Source organism: Acidovorax sp. Root267 (assembly GCF_001429215.1).
Lineage (GTDB): Bacteria > Pseudomonadota > Gammaproteobacteria > Burkholderiales > Burkholderiaceae_C > Acidovorax > Acidovorax radicis.
In genome coordinates, this window is the sequence record NZ_LMJC01000012.1 from 561,462 (window position 1) to 587,584 (window position 26,123).

A 26,123-nucleotide genomic window follows, 5' to 3' on the forward strand; every position below is an offset into this window, starting at 1 on the left:
CGCTTTGCCGCCGAGGCCAGCTCAATCCGCCGTGAGCTTGCGCTCCTTGATGATCGCGGCCCACTGCGTGGATTCCTTCTGCATGAAGGCCGTGAGTTCAGCGCGGGTCGTGGGTTGGGGTGTCAGGCCATGCTTGTTCAACGCCTCCTTCACACCTGGGTCGTTCAGCACCTTGACGATCTCCTGGTTCCAGCGCTCCAGCAGCGGCACCGGTGTTTTGCCTGGGGCCACAAAGGCATACCAGTTCAGCGCCTCAAACCCCGGAAAGCCCGATTCCGCCACGGTGGGAATGTTGGGCAGATAGGCCGGACGCGTGAGGCCTGTGGTGGCCAGGGGGATCAGCTTGCCCGTCTCGATATGTGGCAAGGCCGTGGGTGGGGCTGCAAAGTAGGACGTGATGCGCTCGCCCAGCAGGTCCTGCAAGGCTGGCGCGCCGCCCTTGTAAGGCACGTGGGTCATGTCGATGCCCGCGCGCTGGTTGAACAGCTCACCCGCCAGGTGCGATGCGGAGCCCGCGCCCGTGGACGCAAAGTCCACGCTGCCAGGTTTCTTCTTGGAGAGCTGCACGAACTCTGTCAGCGTCTTTGCGCCCGCAGCCTTGTGCACCACCAGCACGTTCGGAAAGTTCACGCCCCCTGAAATTGCCGCCAGGTCCTTGAACGGGTCGTAGCTCAGCTTCATGAGGTGCGGCGCGATGGTCAGCGGTCCCACCGAGCCGAACAGCAGCACCGTGCCATCGGGCGCCGCATTGGCCACGAACTGGTGCGCGATGTTGCCACCCGCGCCGCCCTTGTTGTCCACCACCACCGACTGGCCGATGTTCTCGCCCAGCTTCTTGGCGATCAGGCGCGCGGCGGCATCGGCCGCACCCCCGGCCGCAAAGCCCACGACCAAGGTAACGGGCTTCTTGGGCGGAAAGTCCTGCGCGGCAGCGCCGAGGGCCAGTGGGAGGGCGGCCAGCGCCAGGGCGCAATGCAGCAAAGTGCGTTTTTTCATGGATGTCTCCTTCATCGTGGGTTGCTTGTGTGTGGGGTGGTGATGGCCTGGGCACTTAGTCGGCGCCCAGGCCAACCGGGTTGGGCTGGCGCTTTTCGACCGCATGGCGCAGCAGCGCAGCGGTGCGGAAGATGCCGTGCGCAAACTTGCCGTAGGGCAGCGTGGCGAATAGCGCCATCACGGCGCCCAGGTGCAGACACAGCAGCAGCGGCAATGCGGTTGTGCCGCGTGAGGCCCACAGCGCCAGGCCACTGGTGGCGGTGAGGAACAGCAGCGCGATGAAGGCGCGGTCCATGGGCTTTTGCGCGGCGTCGCCGTGCTCGGGGTGGCGGCGCAGGTTCAGCCGCCACAGGCCCGCAGTGCCGATGGCCAGGCTGATGCCGCCCACGCCGCCCAGCAGCTTGGGCAGGCTGGGCAGGTCGTAGGGCGCGGGCGCACCCAGCAGGTAGTGGTACAGCGTGGCCACGCTGGTGGCCGCAAAACACAGCAGGAAGCCGTAGAACGTGAGGTGGTGCATGCGCCTGCGCGACAGGGTGTAGGCGTCGTCCTCGTTGTGGCAGCCGTCGCCGTGGCCGCCGTCCAGGTATTTGAGGCGCAGTACGGCGTCGGTGGCCTCGGCAGCCGCTGGAGGCGACAGGCGCGCGCCGCTGGTGGCAGGTGTCACATCGCGCCAGAAGCGGCGCACGCCCAGCGCCAGCGCCAGCACGGCAAACAGGAACACCGGTGCGAACAGGCCCACCAGCAGGTTGTGCGGAAAGATGCCGTAGAAGCCGCCCACCGGCGCGTGCCACAGCGCAGCGAACCCTTGCCCGTTCAGCGCCACGGCCAGCAGCAGGAACAGCGTGAGTCCCGCCACCAGCGCCAGCGCCAGCGTGAGGCCGTTGCGCTGGTACAGCTGGCCCAGCGCCGGCGGCCAGGCGTAGTCGGCATAGGTCTGGCCGCGCACCTGGGCCATGGCCTGCGGAATGTTCACTGCAAATTCGTGCGGCGGCGCGTACTGGCAGGCGTGCAGGCAGGCGCCGCAGTTGTGGCACAGGTTGGCGATGAAGTGGATGTCGGCCTTGCCAAACTCCAGCCGCCGCGTCATGGCGGGGAAGACGGCGCAAAAACCTTCGCAGTAGCGGCAGGCGTTGCAGATCTGCAGCTGGCGAGCTACCTCGGCCTCGGGCGCCGACAGCACGATCTCGCCATGCGCCAGCGCCCGGGCGTCGCGCGTCAAGGCTTCAAGCGTGCGCATGATTTGCTCCTGATTTTGTAGCTAATTGCGCATGATGAATAAGCGCTGGAGCCTGTTTTGATGCCAAAGCGGCCCGCGCACCCGCGATGCGACCAAACGCGGTGCCAATCGACATGCCGACACCGGCCGTGTAGCCCTTGCCCAGCACATTGCCAGCCATCATTTCGCCGGCCACAAACAGGTTGGGGCTGGGCTGGTTGTTGAACCGCACGGCAGCGGTGTCGTCGGTGTGCAGGCCCAGGTAGGTGAAAGTGACGCCGGGCTTGAGTGCGTAGCCGTAGAACGGGCCTGTGTCGATGGGTCGGGCCCAGTGCGTCTTGGCGGGCGCGACGCCTTCGGTGTGGCAGTCGTCCAGTGCGGTGTGGTCGAAGGTGCCCACGCGGCAAGCGGCGTTGTAGCCGTTGAGCGTGCGCATGAAGGTGTCCACGGGGAGGCCGAGCTTTTCCGCCAGCTCGGGCAATGTGTTCGCCTTCGCGCCCGGGAACACGGGCGGCATGAAGCGGCCAATGGCCTTGCTGTCGATGACCGAATAGCCAATCTGCCCCGGCTGCTGCGCTACCAGGCGGCCCCAGATGGCATAGCGCTTGGGCCAGAAGTCCTCGCCCTCGTCGTAGAAGCGCTCGCCGTTGCGATTCACCACCACGCCCAGCGATACGCAGTCGATGCGTGTGCAGATGCCGCCGTCGTACAGCGGTGCGCGTGCGTCGATGGCCACCATGTGCGCCTGCGTGGGGTCGCCAATGCGGTCGGCTCCATGGGCGTCAAGCAAATGCTTGAGCAACACGCCCTTGTTGTAGGCCGTGCCGCGGATCAGGAAGTTGTCGGCTGGCCACTCGCCCCGTTCGTTCTGGCCCCAGGCCTCGCGCAGCCATTCGCGGTTCGATTCAAACCCGCCTGCGGCCAGCACGCAGCTTTTGGCGGCGATGCGCTCGCCATTCGCCAGGTGCGCGGCGATGAAGCGGCTGCCCTCCATCTCGATGCGCTCTACCGGCGCTTCGTAGCGGACCTGCACGCCCAGTTGTTCGGCGCTGCGGTAGTAGGCGTTGACCAACGCCTTGCCGCCGCCCATGAAAAACGCGTTGGTGCGCGCCACATGCAGCGTGCCTGCCAGCGCGGGCTGGAAGTGCACGCCATGGCGGCGCATCCAGGGCCGACAGGTACCCGATGCCCGGATCACCAGGCGCGCCAGGTGTTCGTTGGTCAGCCCGCCGGTCACCTTGAGCAGGTCCTGCCAGAACTCTTCTTCAGGGTAGGCATCGACCAGCACGTCCTGCGGCGCATCATGCATGCAGCGCAGGTTGCGCGTGTGGGCCGAGTTGCCGCCGCGCCAGGCGCGCGGGGCCGATTCGAGCAGCAGCACGCTGGCGCCCGCTTCGCGCGCCATGAGGGCGGCGCACAGGGCGGCGTTGCCGCCGCCGATGACGAGCACATCGACCGCAGTGGGTTCTGCGGAGTGGGGGGTATTTGGCACCGTGGTTTTCCATTCGTGGGGTGTAGCGCCACTGTAGAAATTTCGCCCCGGTGTGGGCAGGCCCGAAAGGGCAAGGGGCCATCACGTTTGGTGATGGCTTGATAACCTGGTGGTCGTTGGGGTGACTACGCCAGCGTGGCGCCCACCCAGGTGCCCGATTGCACCAGCGCCCGCGTACAGTCCGCCAGCACCACGCGCGTGGCCAGGGCGGCGGGCGAGAGTTCGTCGTCTGACAGGCTGCACAGCGCTGCGGGGCGGCTGGCCGGGGCGTCTGACAGCTCGGCCAGGCCAAAGCGTTCATTGGCGTCGGGGTAACGCCCCACGGCGGCCCAGGGTTGCAGGGTGCTGCCCAGGCCCGCGTTCACGGCGTCCATCAACATCGCCAGCGAGTCGATCTCCATAGCCACATGGGGTGTCACCTGCGCTGCGGCAAACGCAGCATCGATGCGGCTGCGCAGCCCGTGGGGGCCTGTGGGCAGGATCAGCGGCTCGGCCTTCAGTTGTGCCAGGCGCAGCCGCTTGGGCAGCCTGGCGGGCAAGGTGCTGGCGCCGCCGTGGGCGCTGCGGATGAGGAACAGCCGCTCGTCCAGCAGGGGCAGCACGCTCCAGCGGCGCGCGGGCTGGGTGTCAAACAGCACGGCCAGGTCCAGCTGGCGCGCGTTGAGCATGTTGGAGAGGTGGCCCGACAGGCTCTCGACCATGTGCAAGCGCACATCGGGGTAACGCTCGCGCATGGCTCGCATCAGCGGCACGCCCAGCACCGACGCCGTCGTGGGCGCCAAGCCCACGCTCACGGTGCCCGACAGGCGCGCCTGCTGCGCCACGCGCGCCGCCTGCTCGGCATGGCGCAGGGTGAGCTGCGCCTCACGAAAAAAAGCCAGCCCGGCTTCGGTGGGCACGGTGCCCTTGCTGGTGCGTTGCAGCAGCCGCGTGCTGAGCTCGCCCTCCAGCCGGCTGATCTGCTGGCTCAATGCCGACTGCACCATGTTCAGATCCAGCGCGGCGCGGCCCATGGAGCCGAGTTCGACGATGCGGACGAAGTAGCGAAGCTGGCGCAGTTCCATGGGGCGATGGTCGCACAGTCCCACCAGTGCCCGTGCGGCCGCCCACAGCCCTGTCGCCACGCCAGGACGCCGTGCGTCAGAACGAGTGCACCACCCCGGCCGATACGCCCGTGGCGTTCGCCTTGTTGGCCGCGCCCTGGAAGCCATTGCGCCAGCGGGTGTTGTCCAGCTCGGCGTAGAGCTTGGTGCGGCGCGAGAGCTTGTATTCGGCAAAAGCCACCAGGCGGCCATAGCCGTCGTCGGCGGCACCCGTGCGGGTGCGGTCCACCTTGTAGTAGGCCGCTGTCAGGTCGAAAAGGGGTGTCACGGACCAGGTGGCGCCTGCCGAGAGCACGCGCTGCACGGTGTGTTTGCCGGCCGCTGTTTCTGCCTCGCTGCGTGCGGCATTGGCGGCAAGGCGCACGGTGCCCCATTGGTAGGCAGCGCCCAGGGTGGTGCCATCCAGCGTGCGCTGGTTCGTGTCCTTCAAGTTTTGGTACGCGCCCGAGGCCACGAACCCGTCGGCGGCCCAGGCCAGGCCCACGCCGCGCGACGACAAGGCCGATTGCTGCGAGGCCACTTCGCCCAGGCCCCACATCGCACGGGCGGTGAAGCCACCGAAACGGCCGGTGTACTTGAGGGCATTGTCCAGCCGGTACGAGCCCGATGTGCTCCCAGCGCTGCCGAACTCGATGCCCAGGCCATGCTGGCTGAGCGCGGCCACGCCGATGCTGGGGTTGAAGCTGGCAAAGCGCATGCCCAACGGGTCCACGGGCGAGACGGCATCGGCCAGCGTGGTGGTCTGGCGCCCCAGGGCCAGTGTGCCCCAGCCCCCTTGCAGGCCCACCCAGGACGCGCGGTCAAAATATTTGCTGGCGTTGGCCGAGGTGCCGGTGTCGGCGTTCAGGCCACTCTCGAACTGGAACAGCGCCTTGGCACCATCCCCCAGGTCTTCGCTTCCGCGAAGGCCCCAGCGGCTGGTGGTGTGGATGCCGCTGCCCAGGCTGTGTGACGACCCGGGGACAGCTGCATGCGAGGCCGTGAGGCCGCTGCCATGGCGCAGGCCCAGGTCGATGGTGCCGTACAGCGTCACGCCGCTGGTTTGCGCTGCCACGCAGCTGCTGGCCAGCGCGGCGCAAAGCGCTCCTATTCCTTTTCTCATGGGTGTCTCCTGTTTTTGTGGAAATCTGAAAGGGGGCAAGGGCCTTTCCCGTGCCTCAATCGGGTGTGAGCTGCGCCTTCTGCACCACGCCCTTCCACTTGGCGATCTCCTGGCGCACGGTCAAAGCCAGCTGCTCGGGTGTGCTGGTGTCCACCACGGCACCCTGCTCTTCAATGCGCCGTGCCACGTCCTTGTCGGCCAGGGCGGTGTTCAGGGCCTTGTTGAGCTGATCAATCACGGGCCGGGGCGTTTTGCCGGGGGCAAACAGGGCGTACCACTGCGTGATCTCGACCCCCTTCACGCCCGCCTCTTCAAGCGTGGGCACATCGGGCAGCAGCGATGAACGCTTCGGGCCTGCCAGCGCCAGGGCGCGCAGCTTGCCGTTCTTGATGTGGGGGTAGGCCGAGAACAGGCTGGGGAACATGACCTGGGTTTGCCCGGCCATGGTGTCGTTCATTGCGGGTGCGGCGCCCCGGTAGGGCACATGGGCCATCTGCGCACCGCTTTCCAGCTTGAACATTTCTGCCGAAAAGTGGGGGGCTGTCCCGTTGCCTGCAGAGGCGTAGTTGAAGTCCTGGGGCTTGGCCTTGGTCAGCGCCACCAGTTCGCTCACGGTCTTGGCCGGTACCTTGGGGTGCACCACCATGAGCGTAGGCGAGTAGCTCACCATGCCGATGGGCTCGAACTGCGCAATGGGGTCGTAGCGCAGCTTTTGCAGCGCAGGGCTCATGCCGTGCGTGCCGATGTAGCCAAAAAGAATCGTGTGGCCGTCGGGAGCCGCCCGTGCCACAAACTCTGCCGCAATGGCACCGTTGGCGCCCGCCTTGTTTTCCACAATGACCTGCTGTCCCAGCAAGCTGGACAGCTTGAGCGCCACCACGCGCGCCATGCCGTCATTGCCACCGCCGGCTGCGGTCGGCACCACGAGTGTGATGGGCTTGTCGGGATAAGCCGCATACGCCAGGGTGGGGATCATTTGCACAGCGGTAGCGAGGGCCGCTGCGGTTAATAGGGTGCGGCGTGTGCGCGGTGGCGCACTGTGTTGGTCAATCATTTTTTGTCTCCTGTCATCCAAGGGTGGGGTTTGAAATCAATGGGTGAATGCGTTTTCTGAAACGAACAGCGTGCCCTCCAGAATCTTTCGCGCGGTGCGGACCAGCGCGGCCTGCACCAGCTTGAATTGGCCGTCCACGTCGGTGAGTTCCACGTCCACATGAATGCGGCCAGCGGGGTGCAGCACTTCCACACGGCGCGTACCTGCCGTGGCGTGTTGGAGGCTGTCGGTGATCACCGTGCCTGGCAGCACGTGGGCGGCAGCCACGCCAATGGCGCCGGTCACGGCGTGTGAGCGGTGGCAGCGGTGGGGTGTGAAATAGCGCGAGACGACGCTGCCCGGTTGATCGCCCGCAGACACGATCACGGGCTTGGGCAGCACGCTGTTCGACACATCGCCCATGCCCATGCGCAGGCCGGCTTCGCACCGCAGGGCTTCCAGCCTGCGCAGCAGGCCACTGTTGGCATCCAGCTCCGCGGGGCTCTCGTTGCCGCGCAGACCCAAGTCTGCAGCGCGCACCAGCACCATCACCTGTGCAGCATCGATGCAGGTGACCTGCAGGCCGTGGAGGGTGTCGATACGCTGGCCGGTGGGGAAGATCTGGCCCGTGACGGCGCCCCAGGCATCCAGGAAGTTCATCAGCACGGGTGCAGCAGTGCCCTGCACACCGTCGATGTGCACGTCGCCTTCGTAGTGCACCCGGCCTCCGGCGGTGCACACCTGCACATCAATGCGCGAACGGGTATTGACGTTGTAGACCCGCACCGTGGTGGTGTTTCCATGGCCGGATGCGGGCACCAGCCCCTGCTCGATGGCAAAGGGCCCCACGCCCGCCAGCATGTTGCCGCAGTTGGGCCGTGTGTCTACGCGGGCCTCTTCCACGCTGACCTGGGCGAAGAGGTAGTCCACATCGCAGTCGGCATGCGCCGACCGCGAAACGATCGCCACCTTGCTGGTCAGCGAATTGCCGCCGCCTAGGCCGTCAATCTGCAATTCATGCGGCGAGCCCAGCGCCGCGATCAGGGTGCGGTCACGCGCCGCAGGGTCTTGCGGCAGCCAGTCGGCAAGGAAGAACGGCCCCCGGGAGGTGCCGCCACGCATCAGAACGCAAGGAAGGTTGTAGCTCATGGGTCGGCATGGTGCGGCGCTTCGTCTGTTCTGTGAATTGCATTGTTGGCAATGATTAATGCATGTGGCGCAATAGGCAGATAGGCCTTGTACATGTTGAAATCACGTTCGTGAATTGCAATGTTTTGATCGTTTGATGCGTGCTGCGCAACAGCGAAACGTCTTGAAAGCCCGTGCGTCATGAACAACAAATTCGATCTTGCTGACATCCAGGCCTTCGCCGCCGTGGCCGAGTTGCACAGCTTTCGCGCGGCGGCCGAATCCATCCATCTTTCGCAGCCCGCCTTCAGCCGCCGCATCGATAAGCTGGAAGAGGCGCTGGGCGTGCGCCTGCTGGACCGCACCACGCGCCGTGTCACCCTCACAGCCGTGGGGCGTGACTTCGCACGAAAGACGCGCGCGTGGCTCGATGACCTGGACGGCATGCTCATGGGCCTGGGCGACGTGGCGGCGCGCCGCATGGGCGAGGTGACGATTGCCTGCGTGCCCTCGGCCGTGTACTACTTTCTGCCGCAAGTGGTCAAGCGCTACCACGAGCGTTTTCCGAAGATCCGCGTCAAGGTGCACGACGCCAGCGCCAACGAGGTGCTGGTGGCTGTGGCGCAGGGCGATGCCGACTTTGGTCTCAATTTCATCGGCAGCCAGGAGGCCGAGATCGAGTTCAAACCGGTGCTGGCCGAGCGCTTCGTGGCCGCCTGCCGCCGCGACCATGTGCTGGCGCGGCGCAAGAAGGTCACCTGGGCGGAGCTGGGCCAGCACGACTTTATGTCGGTGGGAAAAACCTCGGGCAACCGCCTGCTGATGGACCTGGCGCTGGCCAACGTGCCCGACCGCCCGCAGTGCCTGTACGAGGCCAAGCACGTGACCACGCTGCTCGGGCTGGTCGAGGCAGGCCTGGGCGTGGCGGCCGTGCCCAGCCTGGCCATGCCGGGCAAGGACCACCCTACGCTGGTGAGTATTCCGCTGGTGGAGCCTGTGGTGACGCGCCAGATGGGCCTCATCAAGCGCAGGGGAAAATCGTTGTCGCCCGCTGCGCAGCAGCTCTATGACCTGCTGGTGGCTACGCGTTCTGTGCGTCCACGCAGTGCTGCTACGGCGCAAAAAATACAATCGGGGCAATGACTGCCAATACCAAACAGCCCAAACAACGTGTTGTCGTGGGCCTCTCGGGCGGAGTGGACTCGGCCGTGACCGCCCACCTGCTCAAACAACAGGGCCATGAAGTGGTCGGCATCTTCATGAAGAATTGGGAAGATGACGACGACAGCGAATATTGCTCGTCCAACATCGACTTCGTGGATGCCGCCGCCGTGGCCGATGTGATCGGCATCGAGATCGAGCACGTCAACTTTGCGGCCGACTACAAGGACCGTGTGTTTGCCGAGTTCCTGCGCGAATACCAGGCGGGCCGCACGCCGAACCCGGACGTGTTGTGCAACGCAGAGATCAAGTTCAAGGCCTTCCTCGACCATGCCATGCGCCTGGGCGCGGAGAAGATCGCCACCGGGCACTACGCCCGCGTGCGCCAGAACGCGACCTCGGGCCTGTTCGAGTTGCTCAAAGGGCTGGACCCCTCCAAGGACCAGAGCTACTTCCTGCACCGCCTGAACCAGGCGCAGCTCTCCAAGACGCTGTTCCCGGTGGGCGAACTGCACAAGACCGAAGTGCGCCGCATCGCCGAGGAGATCGGCCTGCCCAATGCCAAGAAGAAGGACTCCACGGGCATCTGCTTCATTGGCGAGCGGCCGTTCCGCGAGTTCCTGAACCGCTATATCAGCCACGCCCCCGGCCCTATCCAGGACGACCGGGGACGCACCGTGGGCAAGCATGTGGGCCTGAGCTTCTACACGCTGGGCCAGCGCCAGGGGCTGGGTATCGGCGGCATCAAGGAGAAAGGCGCCCAGCGCGGCGGCGGCGAGCATGCGCCCTGGTTTGTGGCCCGCAAGGACCTGGCCAGGAACACGCTGCGCGTGGTGCAGGGGCACGACCATCCCTGGCTGTTGTCTTCGGCCCTGGAGGCGCAAGACGCCAGTTGGACCTCTGGCCGCCCCCCGGCGCCCGGGGACTATGCCGCCAAGACCCGCTACCGGCAGCAGGATGCTGCGTGCTCTGTCGTCAGCGCGGAGGGCGCTGGCTTTGCGCTGCGGTTCCCGCAGGCGCAGTGGGCGGTTACGCCCGGGCAAAGCGCCGTCTTGTACGACGGCGATGTCTGCCTCGGGGGCGGGGTCATTTTTGGTGCGACAGACTGAAACATGTGAGGCGCGCGTGCCAGTCGGCAGGTCACCAGCTGCAAGAAAAATCCGTCTTTCTAATTAAATAAGACTATGGATTTAGTAATTCAAATAGTAAATAATGAATTCTTGTGGCGCGACACCCACAAACTTCTACGTAGATACCGCCAGTTGAACTAAGTTGACCTTTGGTTCGCCACCAGAAGCGTCACTTGCGAGGGCTGGCCTTCTAGAATTCTCCAAAAAGCTGTTTGAAACCATATGTATCAATCGATGCACATGGTTAACCCTTAGTCCTTCCTGCTGGTGGCCGTCACAAGCGGGCCCGATGCTTGCTCTTGTGTGCACCATGTCTCAAATTGTTTCCATGCCCTCCAGCCCAGACGTCACCAACCATCTGGCCCTGCAGCGGTGTTCAATGCAGTGGCGGGGATTTTTCCAGGCCTTGGCGGCGGAATTCGCCGCGGCACTGCCACCGGAAGACCTGCGTGCGCTGATGTTCCGTGTGGGTGTACGGTTTGCCGCAGACCACCCTTTGCCAGCGTGTGCCACGGTGGAGGATCTGCAGCGCGGCATGACGGCCGTCTGGGAGCGCATCGACTGGGGCTGGGTTGATTTGACGCAGGAAGTTGGACAGTTGAACATCCACCACAGCCTGTCGCCCGTATCTGCTGCACTCGGGCCGGACCACGTGCAGTGGTCGGGTGGTTTCCTGGAAGGGGTCTACCAAAGCTGGTTCGAGCAGGCGGGTGCTGGTCCGCTCAAGGTGGCCCAGTGTGCGCCTGCGGATGCCTGGGGGTGTGTGCACCTTCAGCTAGCGCGCTGAGCCTCCGGGCTTCGGATTTTTGGATATGTTCCGGCATTGGCGGTGACCATGAAACACTCAGACGACATCGTGAACCTCTTTCAGCAGTTTGGGGCCAAGGCGGACCCTTACCATGAGCTGGCCCGCAAGCAGGAGCACAAGCTTTCCAACGAACGCTGGCCCCTCGTCTCGGCAGTTCGAGACGCCGTGGCCCATGACGTACCTTCGGTAGACCGCCGCGCCGGTGCCGCCATGGCGCCAGCCCCCCAGCAGGTACAGGCGCCGGTTGCGGTGCGGCCTGAACCCGCAGTGGAGCTGCCACGCGCCGCGCCCTTGGTCGCCGAGGCTCCCCGCCCGGTGGCTGCGCCCGTCACGGTATTGGCGGCGGCAGCAGACCGTCTGCCGCCCGTGGCCACCACGATGGCCTCCCGGTCCCCCTTGGCAGGTCTTGCTGGCCTGCGGGCCCCGGCTGCGCCGGCTTCTTTGGAGGAGCAGGCCGTGCCCCAGGAGTCCTTGCCCGTGGACCTTTCATCGGTTTTTGCGCGTCTGGCGGGTGCTCCCGTGGCAGGCAGCGCTGCACCGGCACCAGCACCGGCCTGGCAGCCTCGCAAGGGCCATGCATGAAAGTGATTGCTATTGTTTCTGCCAAAGGCGGCGTAGGCAAGACGACCCTGACTGCGAATCTGGCCACCGCCTTGCAGCGTGAGGGTGTTGGCACACTGCTGGTTGTGGACATGGACCCCCAGAATGCTCTGGGCTTGCACTTTGGTGCCGATCCCCGGTCGCTTGCAGGCGTATCCCGCGCCAGTCTGGCAGGCCAGGAGTGGGGCTCGGTCTGCGTGCAAAGTCCGTCAGGGGTGCATGTGCTGCCCTATGGGGTAGTGAACGAATCCGACCGCATGGCCTTCGAGCGGCATCTGGACGCGCATCCGAACTGGCTGACGCAGCAACTCCAGGGTCTGGAGCTGCCGCCGGACGCGGTGGTGGTGGTGGATACGCCGCCCGGCCCGTCTGTCTACATGCAGCAGGCGCTGTCGGCGGCCCAGGTGGTGGTGGTGGTCAGTCTGCCCGACGCGGCGTCCTATGCTTCGCTGGCCCTCATGCAGCGCCTGGTGCATACCTACTGCACGCCGCGCCCCGATTTTTCCGAAACGCTGTACGTGCTCAACCAGGCCGACGGTGCGCGCCAGTTGTCCAAGGACATCACGCGTGTGATGCAGGACAACCTTGGCGAGCGTCTGGTGGGTGTGATCCACGAAGACCAGGCGGTGCGCGAGGCGCTGGCCTATGACCAGAGTGTGCTGGAGTACGACCCCCAGGGTCAGGCGGCCGACGACCTGCTCAAATGCGCCCGTGTCCTTGCGCAGCGCCTGCGCCTGCCACGGGCTGGAGCCACGCGATGAGCATGGACCAACGCCCCAAGGCTGACGAGGTCGCCGACGCCGATTCCCACAGCCCCCAGGCGCACTGGCGCACCGTGGTGCATGCCATCACCGGGTGGGATCTGTGGCAACACCCCGTGGCGCGTGTTGCGGCGGTGGTGTTCAGCGCCTTGCTGATGGGGCTGGTCATCAGCGTGCCGCTGGATCTGCAGGGGCAAATTCTTTTTTCCTTGGGCTCGTTTGGTGCTGCACTCCTGCTGAGCAGAACCCCAGGGCGACTGTCCACGCTGGCGATGATCGTGCTGTCGATCTCGGCGTCATCGCGCTACATCTACTGGCGCTTTACCGACACCATCGGTTTTACCAACTGGCTGGACGCGGCATTCGGGTATGGCCTGGTGCTGGCAGAGCTGTATGCATTCGCGGTGCTGCTGATCGGCTACTTCCAGACGGCGTGGCCCCTGCAGCGCCGCCCGGTTCCCATGCCTGAGGACATCAGTACCTGGCCCAGCGTGGACGTGTTCATCCCCTCGTACAACGAACCGCTCGAAGTGGTGCGCCAGACCGTGTTCTCGGCCATGAGCCTGGACTGGCCGGCCGATCGCCTGCACGTGTATGTGCTCGACGACGGCCGTCGCCCCGAGTTCCGCGAATTCTGCGAAGAGCTGGGCGTGGGCTACCTGATCCGCGACAACAACCACCACGCCAAGGCGGGCAACATCAACGCGGCGCTCAAGGTCACGCACTCCGAATACATCGCCATCTTCGATTGCGACCACATTCCCACGCGTTCTTTCCTGCAGGTGTGCATGGGCTGGTTCTTCAAGGACACCAACCTGGTGATGCTGCAGACGCCCCACGTGTTCTTCTCGCCGGACCCGTTCGAACGCAACCTGGACACGTTCCACCGGATGCCCAACGAGGGCGAACTGTTCTACGGCATCGTGCAGGACGGCAATGACCTCTGGAACGCGTCGTTTTTCTGTGGTTCCTGCGCCATCATCCGCCGCAAGGAGCTGCTGGAAGTGGGCGGCATTGCGGTAGAAACCGTGACCGAGGACGCACACACCGCGCTCAAGCTCAGCCGTCTGGGCTACAACACGGCCTACCTCGAAGTGCCCCAGGCAGCAGGCCTGGCCACCGAAAGCCTGTCCGGCCACGTGGGCCAGCGCATCCGCTGGGCGCGGGGCATGGCGCAGATCGCGCGTACCGACAATCCGTTGTTCGGCAAGGGCCTCAAGTTCGGCCAGCGCCTGTGTTACCTGAACGCAATGCTGCACTTCTTCTATGGCCTGCCGCGCCTGGTTTTTCTGACTGCGCCGCTGGCGTACCTGTTCTTCGGTGCGCACGTGTTCCAGGCCACGGCGCTGATGATCACCGCCTATGCCTTGCCCCACCTGGCCCATGCCAGCGTGACCAACTCCCGCATCCAGGGGCGCTTTCGGCATTCGTTCTGGAACGAGGTGTACGAATCGGTGCTGGCCTGGTACATCATGCGCCCGGTGATCGTGGCCTTCATCAACCCCAAGCTGGGCAAGTTCAACGTGACGGCCAAGGGGGGAGTGATCGAGAAGGCCTATTTCGACTGGACCATCGCCCGGCCCTATGTGGTGCTGCTGTTGATCAATCTGGTGGGTTTCTCGGTCGGGATCTGGAAGCTGTTCTCTTCCGCAGGCGATGAAACCACCACTCTGGTCATCAACATGGTCTGGACGACCTACAACGTCATCCTGCTGGGCGCCAGCGTGGCGGTGGCCAGCGAGACGCGCCAGATCCGTGGCACGCCGCGCGTGGCGGCGGCCTTGCCTGCCGTCATCCGCTTTGACAACGGGCGCACTTTGGTGTGCAAGACCGAAGATTTCTCCCAGCACGGGCTGGGCTTGTCCGTACCGCCAGACAGCGATATTCCCATGGGAAGCCGTCTTTCCGTGTCGCTGTTCCGGTCGGACGAAGAAGGCGTTTTCCCGGCGGTTGTCACGTTCAGCGGCAAGGGGCGCCTGGGCGTGAAGTTCGACAACCTCAGCCTGCGACAGCAGGCCGAACTGGCATCGCTGACGTTTGCACGGGCCGATGCGTGGATTGCCACCTGGGGCACTGGCCAGCGCGACAAGCCACTGAGTTCGCTCCGCAGCGTGATCGTGATCGGGCTGCGTGGCGTGGGGCAATTGACCGTCTCCGCCGTCAAGTCCCTGAAGCCCCGTTAAGCCTTTCCCTGTTTCCAAAGATTCCAACCATGATTTCCAAAAGACATCCGACAGCGCGGCTGCCGCGCAAGCGCATGCTGCCTGCCATGCTGGCCTTGGTACTGGCAGGGACCGCCGTGCCTGTGTCCCAACTCTCTGCAGCCCCCGCACCCGCGGCTGCTGGAACGGAGATGGCGCCTGCGGCGCAGCCCTCGGAAAGTGGGGTGCGTGTGCACCGCACCAGTTTCAAGGACCTGGGAGCCCTGTTTCCGCTGCAGTTGCGTGGCGTCGATGGCACCAGCGGCGTGGCATTCAGCGTGCGCAACGACGAAGTGGTCACGGGCGCCCGACTGAAGCTGAACTATTCCTACTCCCCCGCCCTGCTCCCCAACCTGTCCCACATCAAGGTGCTGGTGAACGAGCAGGTAGCGGCCACCATCCCCGTCACCACACAGCAAGGGGGCGAAAACCTGCAGCGCGAGATCGTCATCCCGCCGCGCCTCATTACCGAGTTCAACCGGCTGAACCTGCAGCTCATCGGCCACTACACGATGGAGTGCGAAGACCCGCTGCACTCCAGCCTGTGGGCCAACGTCGGCAACGACAGCGTGCTGGAACTTACGGTGGCACCCGTGGCCCAGACGAACGATCTGGCGCTGCTGCCGCAGCCTTTCTTTGATCGCCGGGATGTACGGCCGTTGGAACTGCCCATGGTGTTCGGCGCAGCGCCCAATACGGGCACCTTGCAGGCCGCTGGCACGATGTCGTCGTGGTTTGGTGCGCTGGCAGGTTTCCGGGGCGCCAGGTTCCCATCGCTCGTGGGCGAGCTTCCGGCGCGTGGCAACGCCGTGGTGATGATTGCGGGCAAGGCGCAGGCCCCTGCCGGCTTGACCCTGCCAGACATCCAGGGCCCCACCGTGGCCGTGGTGAGCCACCCTGCAGACCGCAACGGCAAGCTGTTGCTGGTCATGGGGCGGGACGAGGCCGAGCTTGGCGTCGCTGCCAAGGCGCTGGCCATTGGCTCCTCGGCCCTGTCCGGTCCGCTTGCGCGGATCACCGAGGTCACGGAACTCAAGCCCCGCAAGCCCTACGACGCGCCCAACTGGCTGGCCAACGACCGGCCCGTGAAGTTTGGGGAGCTGGTAGAGGCCGAGGCGCTCAATGTGTCTGGATACTCGCCGGATCTGATCCGCCTGAACTTCTTCTTGCCGCCCGATCTTTTCGCATGGCGCCAGAAGGGCATTCCGGTGGACCTGCGCTATCGCTACACACCGCGTCCCAACGCCGACAAATCCACCCTCAACATCAATGTGAACCAGCAGTTCCTGCGTTCGCTGCCCTTGCACGCGGTGAACCATGAAGAGCCCGGTGCGCTGGACCGTCTGCTGACGACGGTGATGCCCAAGGGCGAGATGGCGCCGGAGCGCGAGACCTTCCACATCCCGCTGTTCAAGCTGCCAGCCCAGTCGCAGCTGCAGATGCATTACTACTACGACGTGGTCAAGCAGGGCGCCTGCAAGGACGTGCCGCTCGACAACGTCCGAGGTTCGGTGGAGGCCGATTCGACCATCGACATCTCCGGCTTCCCGCATTTCATTGCCATGCCGGACCTGGCGGCCTTTGGCAATGCCGGGTTCCCGTTCACCCGCATGGCGGACCTTTCAGAATCTGCCGTGGTGATGCCGGACAAGCCGGGCGCGCAGGAGTACGCGGCTTATCTGGGTTTGATGGGTGTCATGGGGCGCGTCACGGGTTACCCGGCCCTGGGCGTGACCGTCGCGCAGGCCCAGCAGGTGGATCGCCTCGCCGACAAGGACCTGCTGGTCATCGCCTCCGGTGGCAACCAGCCCCTGCTCAAGCAATGGGCCAGTTCCATTCCCGCCGCCTTGCAGGGCGATGCGAAGAGTTTCCAGATGTCGGATTTCGCCAACCGCCTGATGCGCTGGTGGGGTTTTGGCCAGGAATCTGGCGTGCATGCCCGGCGCAGCCAGGTCGCGTTCTCCAGCACCAGCACCGACGCGCTGGTGGCGGGTTTTGAATCGCCGTTGCGCAGTGGCCGCAGCGTGGTGCTCGTGGCCAGCAACCAGCCGGCGGGCCTTTCGCAGGTGATGGACGCACTGCTGGATGCCGAACTTCTCAAGCATGTGCAGGGCAGCACCACGGTGATCCGTGGCAAACAGGTCGACAGCCTGGTCGCCGAGAAAAACTACCATGTGGGTCAGTTGGGCCCCTTCCTCTACTCGCAATGGTTTCTTTCGCGCAACCCGTTGCTGCTGATTGTGCTGGGCGTGTCGGCGGCGGTGCTGATTGCGATCATCATGTACCTGTCGCTGAGAGCGCGCGCACGGGCCCGACTGAAGCAAAAAGGCTGAGGCAGTGCAGAGCACGCCCCGCCGTTTCTGAATCACGCAACACATTCCTGGCACTTTGGTGGCCGGGAGCCTCGCAGGGAGAAGGAAGGCATGTCCTCCAAACGTCGTCATCACACACTCGCCATGGGGCTGCTGGCCTCGCTGATGGCGCCTGCTGCCGCCTGGGCGCAGACCGGGGCCGAGCAGACCCTGTTGGACCAGGGGCAGTACTGGCAAGAGCGCGGTGACACCGAGCGCGCGGGAGAGGCATGGCAGAAGCTGCTGCGCATCAACCCCCAGAACGCCCAGGCCCTATACGGGATGGCGCTGGTGGAGCTCAATGCCCAGCGTCCCGAAGGCGCCCAGCGCTACCTGAACCAGTTGCAGGCGGCCCACCCGCGCAGTCCGCTGGTGAGTCGCCTGCAGGAATCCATCCGCACAGGCCGCAGCGCGCCCCAGATCGAAACCGCGCGCCAGCAGGCCCGCAGCGGGCAGGCCAACGAAGCCTTGAGTACCTACCAGGCCGCGCTGGGAGACCGCCCGCCCACTGGTCCGCTGGCGCTGGAGTATTACCAGACCCTGGGCGCCACGGCGGGCGGCTGGGACGAGGCCCGCCGGGGCCTGAGCCGCCTGGCGCAGGAATCCCCTGAAGACCCGCAAATCGCGCTGGCCCTGGCGCAGCACCTGACCTACCGCGACGCCACGCGCCGTGAGGGTGTAACCCAGCTGGCGCGGCTGGCGGGGCGCCCTGACGTGGGCAAGGCCGCGACGGAGAGCTGGCGCAAGGCGCTCGCCTGGACGGGAAATCGCTCGGCCGACATTCCGCTGTACCAGGAATTTCTGCGTGCCAACCCCGGGGACACGGCGGTGCAAACGCGCCTGGCGCAGGCCCAGAACCTGCAAAAGCAAACCCAGGCCGCCCCCGTCCGGACCGCCGACCCACTGCGCCAGCGGACCACGGCGGGTTTCCAGTCACTGGACGACGGCGAACTGGATGCCGCGGAGGCTGCATTTCTGAACGTGCTGGAGTCGCGCCCCGCCGATGGCGATGCACTGGGTGGTCTCGGCATCCTGCGGCTGCGCCAGGAGCGGTTTTCCGAAGCACGGGGGCTGCTGGAGCGTGCCTCGCGCGCGGGCTCGGCCAGTCGCTGGAAGCAGGCGCTGGACAGTGCCGCCTACTGGAGCCTGGTGGAGCAGGCCACCACCGAACGTGACCGTGGCGAGACAGCGGCGGCGCGGCGTTCGCTGGAGCAGGCCGTGCGGCTGAATCCGGCGGAAGTCACGGCCGAAACCGATCTGGCAGACCTGTTGGTCGAAGATGGCCAGTACGACGCGGCAGAGGCCGCCTACCGGCGCGTGCTGGCGCGCCAGGCCGACAACCCCGATGCAGTGCGGGGCCTGGTGGGTGTACTGGCGCAGAACAACAAGGCGGCCGAAGCCCTGGCGCTGGTCGAGAAGCTGTCGCCCTCGCAACAGGAAAAGGTGGGGGCCCTGGGGCGCCTGCGTGCCTCGCAGGCCCTGGGCCGGGCACGCGCCGCGACAGAGCGTGGCGACACCGCGGCCGCCCGTGCTGCGCTGGAAGATGCCCTGCTGAACGACCCGGCCAGCCCCTGGGTGCGGCTGGACCTCGCCCGCCTGTACCTGCGCATGGGGGCGGTGGCGGAGGCGCGGGGCGTGATGGACGGGCTGCTGCTGTCCAACCCCAACATGCCCGAAGCCCTGTATGCCAGCGCCTTGCTGGCCTCGGAGGCGGGTGACTGGCCTAGCGCACTGGCCTTGCTGGACCGCGTTCCAGAAAAGCACCGCACGCGTGACATCGCCGCGCTGCAAAAACGGGTGTGGGTGCATGTGCAGACTTCGGCGGCTTCGGCGCTGGCAGCGGAAGGCCGCCAGACGGAAGCCCTGGCCACCCTGGCCCAGGCCGAGTCCTTTGCCACGCAAGACCCCGAGCTGCTGGGCGCCCTGGCCCTGGCCTATGCGGATGCCGGCGATCCGCAGCGCGCGCTGGGCATGGTGCGCCAGGTGCTGGCCCGCACCCCCCGGCCCGATGTCGGCCTGCGCCTGCAGTACGCGGCCACCTTGCTCAAGACCCAGCAGGACGTGGAACTGGCGGGCATCCTGCGGCAGCTGCAGACGGCCCCCATGAATGATCGCGAGCGCAAGAGCTTCAGCGACATCCGCCGCGCCTACATCGTGCGCCAGGCCGACGGCCTGCGTGAGGCCGGTGATCTGGTCACGGCGTACGACACGCTCGTCCCCCTGCTGGCCGAACAGCCCGATGAGCCCTTGGCGATGGCGGCTCTGGCCCGCATGTATGCGGCCAACAATGACTACGCCCAGGCGCAGGCGCTGTATGCACGGCTGCTGGAAAAGTCTCCCAATGATGTGCCTCTGATCCTGCAGACCGCCGCCATGGCCACTGGCGCCAAGGACTACGGCTATGCGGAGTCGCTGTTGTCTGTGGCGCTCGCGCGCGCGCCCCGTGATCCCGAAGTGCTGACGGCCGCCGGGCGGCTGTACCGGGTGCAGGGCAAAAATTCGAAGGCCACTGAATTCTTCACGGCCGCCGTTGCCGCCGAGAACGCGCAGCGCGATGCCGTGCTGGCCGCCAGTGGTATGGCGGCGGGGCCTGCACGCATGGGCAATCCGTTTGCCCAGCGCGCAGCGCTGCAGCAGCGTACCGGTGGCGGCCTCTCGGTGCCGGGCGTCGCTGCAGTGGCACGTTCCCCGGTGGGCTACACCCCCCAGCAGTACGCGCCCCAGCCGGTGGCGCGCAGCAACGCACCTGCAGGCCTTTACATACCGGACCCGGCGGGAGCGAGCCGCTTTGGCACGGCACCGCAGGCCTATGCGCAGGCCGCTCCCATGACGCCCGCCAGCTACTACCCCGAGGCGTCCAGCCCGGTGGCTGCAGCCGACACGGCGGCTTCGGCCAATGCGGCACGGCGCAACGCAGCGGCGCTGCCCTCCTCCGCCCCACGGTCGGCGATGGCCCCTGCGGCGACATCGGCCATGGCGCCTGCCTATGTGCCGTCCGCACAGCCAATGCAACCGATGGGTGCGCAGCCAGCGGCTGCGGCGGGCTACTTCACCCCGGCCCAGGCTTACGGTGCTGGGTATGCGGGCGGTGCGCAGTCCTTGCCCCCACAGCGCGCAATGCCTGCCCCGGCAGCCCCTTCCGCCTGGGCCACGGCGGGCCTGGGCAACGTGCCCGACCCCACACGGCCTCGGACGGCCCGCGACGAACTGCGCGAAGTGCAGCAAAGCCAGATTTCTTCGTTCTCGGTGGGCGCGGTCGCGCGCGCTCGGCAGGGCGAGGCGGGCATGAGCCAGCTCTCGGAGATCGAAGCACCGGTGCAGTTGAAGATGAGCGTGGGTGATGGGCACCTGTTGCTGGGGGTCACCCCCACGGGCGCCAGCGCAGGTTCGCCCGGCTCGCCCTACGGCACCATCAGCCGTTTTGGCGGCGGCCCGGTCACAGCCCTCGCAATGCCCGAACGTGGCGCGGGCTCGCAGAGCGACAGCGGCATCGGGCTGAGCGTGGGCTATGAAAGCGGAGGCTTCCGGGCAGACATCGGTAGCACGCCGCTCGGCTTCGGACAGTCCGATGTGACGGCCGGTGTGAGATACCGCACCGCCATCACCGACGACCTGACTGTGGCCGTGGACCTCTCGCGCCGCCCGGTGACCGACAGCCTGCTGTCATTTGCCGGTGTCCGCGACGCCCGCACGGGCGACCGCTGGGGCGGTGTGTCTGCCTCTGGCGGACGTGCCGACCTGACCTGGGACGACGGCGAACTGGGGATCTATGGTTATGGTTCCCTGCATGGCCTGACCGGCACCCGCGTGCGCAGCAATGCGCGGGCCGAGCTGGGTGGCGGGATGTACTGGCACGTGCACCGCACATCGAACGCCGATCTCACGGCCGGCCTGAGTTTCACGGGGCTGTCGTACCAGCGCAACCTGCGCTACTTCACGGTGGGCCACGGCGGCTACTTCAGCCCGCAGCAGTTTGTGTCCTTTGGCATTCCTGTCGAATGGGCCCAGCGCAATGGCCGTTTGTCCTACCAGCTCAAGGGCTCGGTGGGCGTGCAGTATTTCAAGGAAGATGCGGCCCCGTATTTCCCCAACAGCCCTTCGCGGCAGGTGTCGGCCGTCCAGGCCGCCGCCGACGCGCTGGCCTTTGGCGAAACGGGCGCCACGGCCATCTACCCCGGCCAGTCCCGCACGGGCCTGGGCTACAACCTGGGCGCGGCCATGGAGTACCAGATGCATCCACAGGTGTTCGTGGGCGGGCACCTTGCGCTCAACAATGCGCGCAACTACCGCGAATTTGCGGGCGGCCTGTATGTGCGCTATGCCTTCCAGCCCTACAACGGCCTGCAGGCGTTCCCGGTGAACCCGTTGCGGTCACCGTATAGCTACTGAACTTTTCCAGGGCGTTCACCCGCTCTCTGCAAGTCACAAAAAGGCCCGTCGCACTTCCTGTGCGACGGGCCTTTTTTTGTTGGCAACCGCGTGTGGCGGAGGGCTGTCTGCATGCCTGACGGCACATGCGCGGGGCGAAGGCACTGAAAGCCAAGACCCGCGAGCCACTCACAGTGGTACCGCAGCAATTGCACCGGTTGGCACACCCCCGCATAGCGCGAGGGGTGCCCCCTGCAGTTACGGCGTGGTCTGCTTGGCGCCCACAAACACCGTGTGGGCACGCGTGCCCGCCACAGACAATCCGGCGGTCAGGATGCGCAGGCCGATCACCTTGCCATTCGCGTCAAATTGCGCCGATGCCGAGCCGGACTGCGGTGGGCCGGAGGACAGGCCGCAGGTGATGGGCGCGTTGGGGCTGTTGAGATAGCCAAACGCTTCGACGCGGTACAGGTTCAGGCCACTGCCCAGCTCGCCCAGGAGCTTGCCCGCCACTTCGCAGCCGCTGGTGGTCAGGCCGGTGATGGCGCCGTCGGCAAACACCGTCAGCGTCGTGGTGTCGCCCCCAAAACCCGTGCCTGCCATCTTGTAGGTGCCGATGATCAAGGCCGCGTTGGGCACCTTGCCCGAGGGCAGGGCGTACAGCGGGTCGGGCGTGACGCTGAAGCGGGTGGGGAAGCCGCCCGGTTGCGTGGGATAGCTGAAGCTGCCGCTGAACAGGCCAGCAGTGCTGGTGCCATTGCCGCTTTGCAGCGTGCCATCGATCAGCACGGACTCGTTGTACGCGCCCGTGTTGGCCAGCAGGCGGTTGAAGAACACCCCGTCGTTGGCTGTCACAAACCGGTTGTTCGTGGCGTTGTTCTCGTACCGGATGAGCCGGCCGTACAGCGCGTTGTGGTCCAGGCTGCTGTTGGTGTAGAAGAACAGGCCGCCGTCCGGCAGCACGCTGCCCCAGACGGTCGTATCGCCAATCACGCCTGCAGGCAGCGTGAACGAGCCCTGCCAGTTGCCTGCCACCGACAACGGCGTGGTGGAAGGCGGTACCGTGGTGCGGGGGTCGGCGATGCCGTTGAGGGTGAAGGTGTTGTTCGGGCCCGTCGCATTGCGCGTGAACACCCAGATGCCGTTCGGGACGCCCGCTGCGTCAAACCGCAGCACGGCGATGCCGGACTGCTGGGTGCCGCTGGCCTCGCAGGAGGTGGTATCGCCCGAGAGATTCAGTGTCATCGAGTACAGCGGGGAGTCTGCGGCGCGTGGTGTGGCCGAGCCGGTCACCAGGCAGCCACCGACGCGGCCCGAGAGCTGGCCCTGGGGGGTGACCGTGAGCACCCATCCGCCACCAAACAGGCCTGTGCCCCGGTACGTGCCCTCGACCAGGCTCGCGCGGGCTGGATGAAAATTGAGGCTGCTGTACGCGAGCTTGATCGGCACCACGGCGCCCGATGCGGCGGCTGTCTGCACCGGGTCGCTGTAGTTGCCGCTGATGCCGTCCGTGCGGCCGATCTTGCCGCTGTTCGATGCCGTGCCACGGAGGGTCAGGCCCGAGGCAAATTTGCCGTCCTGGACCGAGTAGTAGGTGACGCCGGTGGCCAGCACTGCGGTCACGTTGACATTCAGGCGTCCGTAAAACGCGTCAAAACCGGCCGCACCCGGGGCCTCGCGTGCCATGTAGAACTCGCCCCCGGTGCCCAGTGGGCCGGGATCGATGTAACCGACCACCTGCCGCTGCGCCACGCCGGTGCCCACCGTGCCCTCCCATACGCCGCCAGGGAATTGCTGCACGCCCGGGGCTGGGCCCACGTCTTCGCCGTCGGACGAGCCGCCGCCGCAACTGGCGAGCAGCGCCGCACAGGTCAAGGATAGCCAGAAGTATTTGCGCATGATGGACAGAAAGAGGAACAGTGGGTGATGGAGATTCTTCGAGAAGCCGCCGTGGCGCGCCAGGCGCTATCGATGGGCCAGCGAGCGCGCGCGGGCGCATGCTGGCTGTCTTGCTGTATCCAATTGTGCCAGCAGCGGGCGCCAGGGACGACAGGAAAATGGCATGCAAGTGTTGCGCTGCAGGCGGTGTGGCTGCAGCGCGCCCGCGCGAAATGCGGCCCCTGAGGGTGGCATGGCCGAGGCCACTCAGTGCACCAGGATGCATAAATCCTCATTTGCTATCAATTAAGTAGCATTTGCCGTATATCCATCAAGCGCTGGGGCCTATTTTTGATGAAATTTCAGCCCGTGGCACAGAAAAAGGGCCGGCCCCTTTGCAGGAACCGGCCCTTGTCACCGCGCTGGGCGTGGTGGACAGCGGCTCAGTCGTCGTTGGTCGCCAGGCTGATCAGGATGCGCAGCACGTACCAGAGCATCAGCGCGATCGAGGCAAACAGGTGCAGCGCAGCGCCCGCGGGACGGTCAGCGGGGTAGTCGTGGATGATGCGCGAGGTGTCGTACAGCACGCAGGCACCGGCAAACAGCACCATGATCCCCGAGAACCAGATGCCCAGCTTGAAGCCGAAGATGGCGCCGGCAATGATGGTGCCCAGGGCCACCAGGCCACCCACCTTCAGGATGCCGCCCAGGAACGAGAAGTCGGTCTTGGTGGTGAATGCCGTCCAGGTGAGCGCGCCCACGAGCAGCAGCGTGATGAAGGCCGCAGCGCCAATGGCACCAGGGGCCACGATCTGTGCGATGCCGAACATCGGCGCGAAGATCAGGCCTTCTGCCAGCACGTACAGGCCCAGGCCCATCAGCTGTGTTTGCGGGTTTTCAGAGTTGTCGGCCATGTACGAGGCCAGCCAGCCCACCAGCATGAACGCGCCCATGACGCCCAGCCAGATGAATTTGTTGCCGCTGCCCAGCAGCATCTTGGCGGTGGTGCCCGAGAATCCGGACACCATCAGGACAGCGGACAGCACCACAAAGGCCAGCATGGCCGCGCCAAGGTGCTTGTAGGTAGAGACGATGAAATCGCGCCGTTCAAACGGTGCGCCTTCCGGCGTCGAAGGGGTCAGGGCATTGGGGTTCATGGCACATTCCTCTATGGGTTCGTTGTGTAATCAGAGGAAAGGCGCGGCAGGCGCACTCCTCCCTCCCTCTCGGTGAAAAATCGTCAGGCGGCGCTGAGCTGCTGTTCCTGGTCCGCAGCGCGCAGCCTGCGGTTGGACCACACACCTGCAGCGCCGATGAGGGTCAGCAAGATCGCGAAGATCCAGGTGCCAGCTCCGCTGAAGGACTGGGCCGAGGACGCGGCCTCGGCCTGCAGGCGCTGCTTGGTCGCCTCATAGCTGATCACGGGCTTTCCATCGACCGCCACTTCGTACACCAGGTCGTTGTCGCTCTTGTCCACCAGCGCGGTGATTTTTTCGTCGATCAGGTTGCCCACCAGTTCCTGGGGCGTGCTGTAGTCGATGCGCAGCTTGCGCGCCTCGGCAACTGCGCCATCGGGCTTGACGCTGATTTCGTAGAACTTCTTGGTCGTGCGGCGCTTGCGCTTGACCGTGACCTCGGAGGCCTGGGTCACCGTGCCCGCCACGGTTTCCAGGCTTTCCCGCGCTGCATAGGCATGGTCGCCATCGGCCTTCCAGCCGCTGTATACCGACAGGGCGATTAGGCCCGGCCCGGCCAGCAGCAGCAGCCAAGCGTAACCGGTGACGAAAATCAGAATCTTGCGAACGAAGCCTGGCATGGCTATCCCTCTCTTGTGTTGTTGAATGTTGTTGGTACAGGCCAGAAATTGCCGGCTGCGCTGGGTGCCAGGCGCCGGCAAGGGCACGATGATCTTCGAGTTGGGCGCAACGGGTGTAAGAAAGTGTTGGCGCCGTTGCACCCGTGCCGCACTGGACAAACTGAGGGGGTGGCGGTGGCGCGGGTCGTTGTAAAAGCGCTGCGCGCGCGGTCGCCACGGCATCTTGAGGGCGCTGGCGGATAAAAAAAGGCCCGCAGCGTCTGCGCTGCGGGCCTTGTGTCTGAAGTGCAGTCGTTCGGTGTTTAGAACGGGATGTCGTCATCCATGTCGTCAAAACCCGAGGCTGCGCGGGGTGCCTGTGCCACGGGCGCGGGTGCTGGGCGCTGTGCAGGGGCCGCCATGGGGCGTGGCGGGGGCGCGGCGCGGCGGGGGGCCTGGTCGTAGCCGCCGCCCTGGTCACCACCACCGTAGCCGCCATCGTCATAACCGCCGCCTTGCTGGCCACCACCACCCTGGCCACCGCCCATGCCCTGGCGGCTGCCCAGCATCTGCATCTGGTCAGCGCGGATCTCGGTGCTGTACTTTTCCACGCCGCTCTGGTCGGTCCACTTGCGGGTGCGCAGGCTGCCTTCCACATACACCTGCGAGCCCTTGCGCAGGTACTGGCCTGCGATCTCGGCGAGGCGGCCGTTGAAGACCACGCGGTGCCACTCGGTGGCTTCCTTCATTTCGCCAGACTGCTTGTCTTTCCACTTGTCGGTGGTGGCAATCGTCACGTTGGCCACCTGGTCGCCACTGGGGAAAGTGCGCATTTCAGGGTCGCGGCCCAGGTTGCCGACGATGATGACTTTGTTTACGGATGCCATGGTGCTGTCTTTGCCTTAAAGGGGTAACGAAGCGCCGGATTTGGAGAGGGTTTCCGGGCGCCAAACGCGCCATTGTGCCGCAACCGGCCCGCAATGGAAGCCCTGGCGGCGTG

The 26,123-nt window shown here is 65.7% G+C and carries 20 protein-coding genes; 8 read left to right on the forward strand and 12 right to left on the reverse strand.

Features of this window, described 5'->3' with window-relative positions; all coding sequences use genetic code 11:
* Positions 1-21: 21 nt before the first annotated feature.
* From ASE39_RS12085 to ASE39_RS26400, 8 genes are all read right to left on the reverse strand, one after another.
* A complete protein-coding gene (locus tag ASE39_RS12085) occupies positions 22-996 on the reverse strand; it encodes a tripartite tricarboxylate transporter substrate binding protein (RefSeq protein ID WP_057271468.1) in 975 nt (324 codons plus the stop codon).
* A gap of 55 nt (positions 997-1,051) precedes the next feature.
* Positions 1,052-2,233, reverse strand: coding sequence for a tricarballylate utilization 4Fe-4S protein TcuB (gene tcuB / locus ASE39_RS12090; protein ID WP_057271280.1), 1,182 nt, complete (start codon positions 2,231-2,233; stop codon positions 1,052-1,054).
* Positions 2,220-3,704, reverse strand: coding sequence for an FAD-dependent tricarballylate dehydrogenase TcuA (gene tcuA, locus ASE39_RS12095; protein ID WP_082615410.1), 1,485 nt, complete (start codon positions 3,702-3,704; stop codon positions 2,220-2,222). The genes tcuB and tcuA overlap by 14 nt, the downstream gene beginning before the upstream one ends.
* A 125-nt stretch (positions 3,705-3,829) precedes the next feature.
* A complete protein-coding gene (locus ASE39_RS12100) occupies positions 3,830-4,768 on the reverse strand; it encodes a LysR substrate-binding domain-containing protein (protein WP_057271281.1) in 939 nt (312 codons plus the stop codon).
* A 76-nt stretch (positions 4,769-4,844) separates the two neighbouring features.
* A complete protein-coding gene (locus tag ASE39_RS12105) occupies positions 4,845-5,909 on the reverse strand; it encodes a porin (RefSeq protein ID WP_057271282.1) in 1,065 nt (354 codons plus the stop codon).
* Positions 5,910-5,964: 55 nt separating this feature from the next.
* Complete coding sequence (locus ASE39_RS27090) at positions 5,965-6,885, reverse strand: tripartite tricarboxylate transporter substrate binding protein (protein ID WP_140426767.1); 921 nt, start codon at positions 6,883-6,885, stop codon at positions 5,965-5,967.
* Between the two features lie 114 nt (positions 6,886-6,999).
* Complete coding sequence (locus tag ASE39_RS27095; protein WP_057271284.1) at positions 7,000-8,091, reverse strand: 4-oxalomesaconate tautomerase; 1,092 nt, start codon at positions 8,089-8,091, stop codon at positions 7,000-7,002.
* Positions 8,088-8,273, reverse strand: coding sequence for a hypothetical protein (locus tag ASE39_RS26400; protein WP_139019210.1), 186 nt, complete (start codon positions 8,271-8,273; stop codon positions 8,088-8,090). The genes ASE39_RS27095 and ASE39_RS26400 overlap by 4 nt, the downstream gene beginning before the upstream one ends.
* Here ASE39_RS26400 and ASE39_RS12120 point away from each other — a divergent pair.
* From ASE39_RS12120 to ASE39_RS12155, 8 genes are all read left to right on the forward strand, one after another.
* Entirely contained in the window at positions 8,272-9,213 is a 942-nt protein-coding gene (locus tag ASE39_RS12120; protein WP_057271285.1) for a LysR family transcriptional regulator, read from the forward strand. The two genes, ASE39_RS26400 and ASE39_RS12120, sit on opposite strands and share 2 nt — an antisense overlap.
* On the forward strand, positions 9,210-10,340 hold the full coding sequence (gene mnmA / locus ASE39_RS12125) for a tRNA 2-thiouridine(34) synthase MnmA (RefSeq protein WP_010464691.1): 1,131 nt from the start codon (positions 9,210-9,212) through the stop codon (positions 10,338-10,340). Before ASE39_RS12120 ends, mnmA begins: the two co-directional genes overlap by 4 nt.
* A 349-nt stretch (positions 10,341-10,689) precedes the next feature.
* Positions 10,690-11,148, forward strand: coding sequence for a cellulose biosynthesis protein BcsD (gene bcsD / locus ASE39_RS12130; protein WP_241777029.1), 459 nt, complete (start codon positions 10,690-10,692; stop codon positions 11,146-11,148).
* 48 nt (positions 11,149-11,196) lie between these two features.
* Positions 11,197-11,751 carry a cellulose biosynthesis protein BcsP gene (gene bcsP, locus ASE39_RS12135; protein ID WP_057227607.1) on the forward strand — a complete coding sequence of 185 codons (555 nt, stop codon included), beginning with the start codon at positions 11,197-11,199 and terminating at the stop codon, positions 11,749-11,751.
* Positions 11,748-12,530, forward strand: a complete 783-nt coding sequence (bcsQ, locus tag ASE39_RS12140; RefSeq protein ID WP_057271287.1) for a cellulose biosynthesis protein BcsQ — start codon at positions 11,748-11,750, stop codon at positions 12,528-12,530. Before bcsP ends, bcsQ begins: the two co-directional genes overlap by 4 nt.
* Positions 12,527-14,713 carry a UDP-forming cellulose synthase catalytic subunit gene (bcsA, locus tag ASE39_RS12145; protein WP_010464684.1) on the forward strand — a complete coding sequence of 729 codons (2,187 nt, stop codon included), beginning with the start codon at positions 12,527-12,529 and terminating at the stop codon, positions 14,711-14,713. Before bcsQ ends, bcsA begins: the two co-directional genes overlap by 4 nt.
* 29 nt (positions 14,714-14,742) lie before the next feature.
* Positions 14,743-17,064: a cellulose biosynthesis cyclic di-GMP-binding regulatory protein BcsB gene (bcsB, locus tag ASE39_RS12150; protein ID WP_057271288.1), complete on the forward strand. Its 2,322-nt coding sequence runs from the start codon at positions 14,743-14,745 to the stop codon at positions 17,062-17,064.
* A gap of 90 nt (positions 17,065-17,154) precedes the next feature.
* Complete coding sequence (locus ASE39_RS12155; RefSeq protein ID WP_242421419.1) at positions 17,155-21,471, forward strand: cellulose biosynthesis protein BcsC; 4,317 nt, start codon at positions 17,155-17,157, stop codon at positions 21,469-21,471.
* Positions 21,472-21,708: 237 nt separating this feature from the next.
* Here the strand turns inward: ASE39_RS12155 and ASE39_RS12160 are convergent, their stop codons facing one another.
* The 4 genes from ASE39_RS12160 to ssb all read right to left on the reverse strand — a co-directional run bounded on the left by ASE39_RS12160 (position 21,709) and on the right by ssb (position 26,010).
* A complete protein-coding gene (locus ASE39_RS12160; protein ID WP_225584892.1) occupies positions 21,709-23,349 on the reverse strand; it encodes a hypothetical protein in 1,641 nt (546 codons plus the stop codon).
* A gap of 422 nt (positions 23,350-23,771) precedes the next feature.
* A complete protein-coding gene (locus ASE39_RS12165) occupies positions 23,772-24,485 on the reverse strand; it encodes a Bax inhibitor-1 family protein (protein WP_010464675.1) in 714 nt (237 codons plus the stop codon).
* 83 nt (positions 24,486-24,568) lie between these two features.
* Positions 24,569-25,144 carry a hypothetical protein gene (locus tag ASE39_RS12170; protein ID WP_010464673.1) on the reverse strand — a complete coding sequence of 192 codons (576 nt, stop codon included), beginning with the start codon at positions 25,142-25,144 and terminating at the stop codon, positions 24,569-24,571.
* A gap of 302 nt (positions 25,145-25,446) precedes the next feature.
* Positions 25,447-26,010 (reverse strand): single-stranded DNA-binding protein, encoded by a 564-nt coding sequence (gene ssb, locus ASE39_RS12175; RefSeq protein ID WP_010464671.1) that lies wholly within the window; start codon positions 26,008-26,010, stop codon positions 25,447-25,449.
* Between the last annotated feature and the right edge of the window lie 113 nt (positions 26,011-26,123).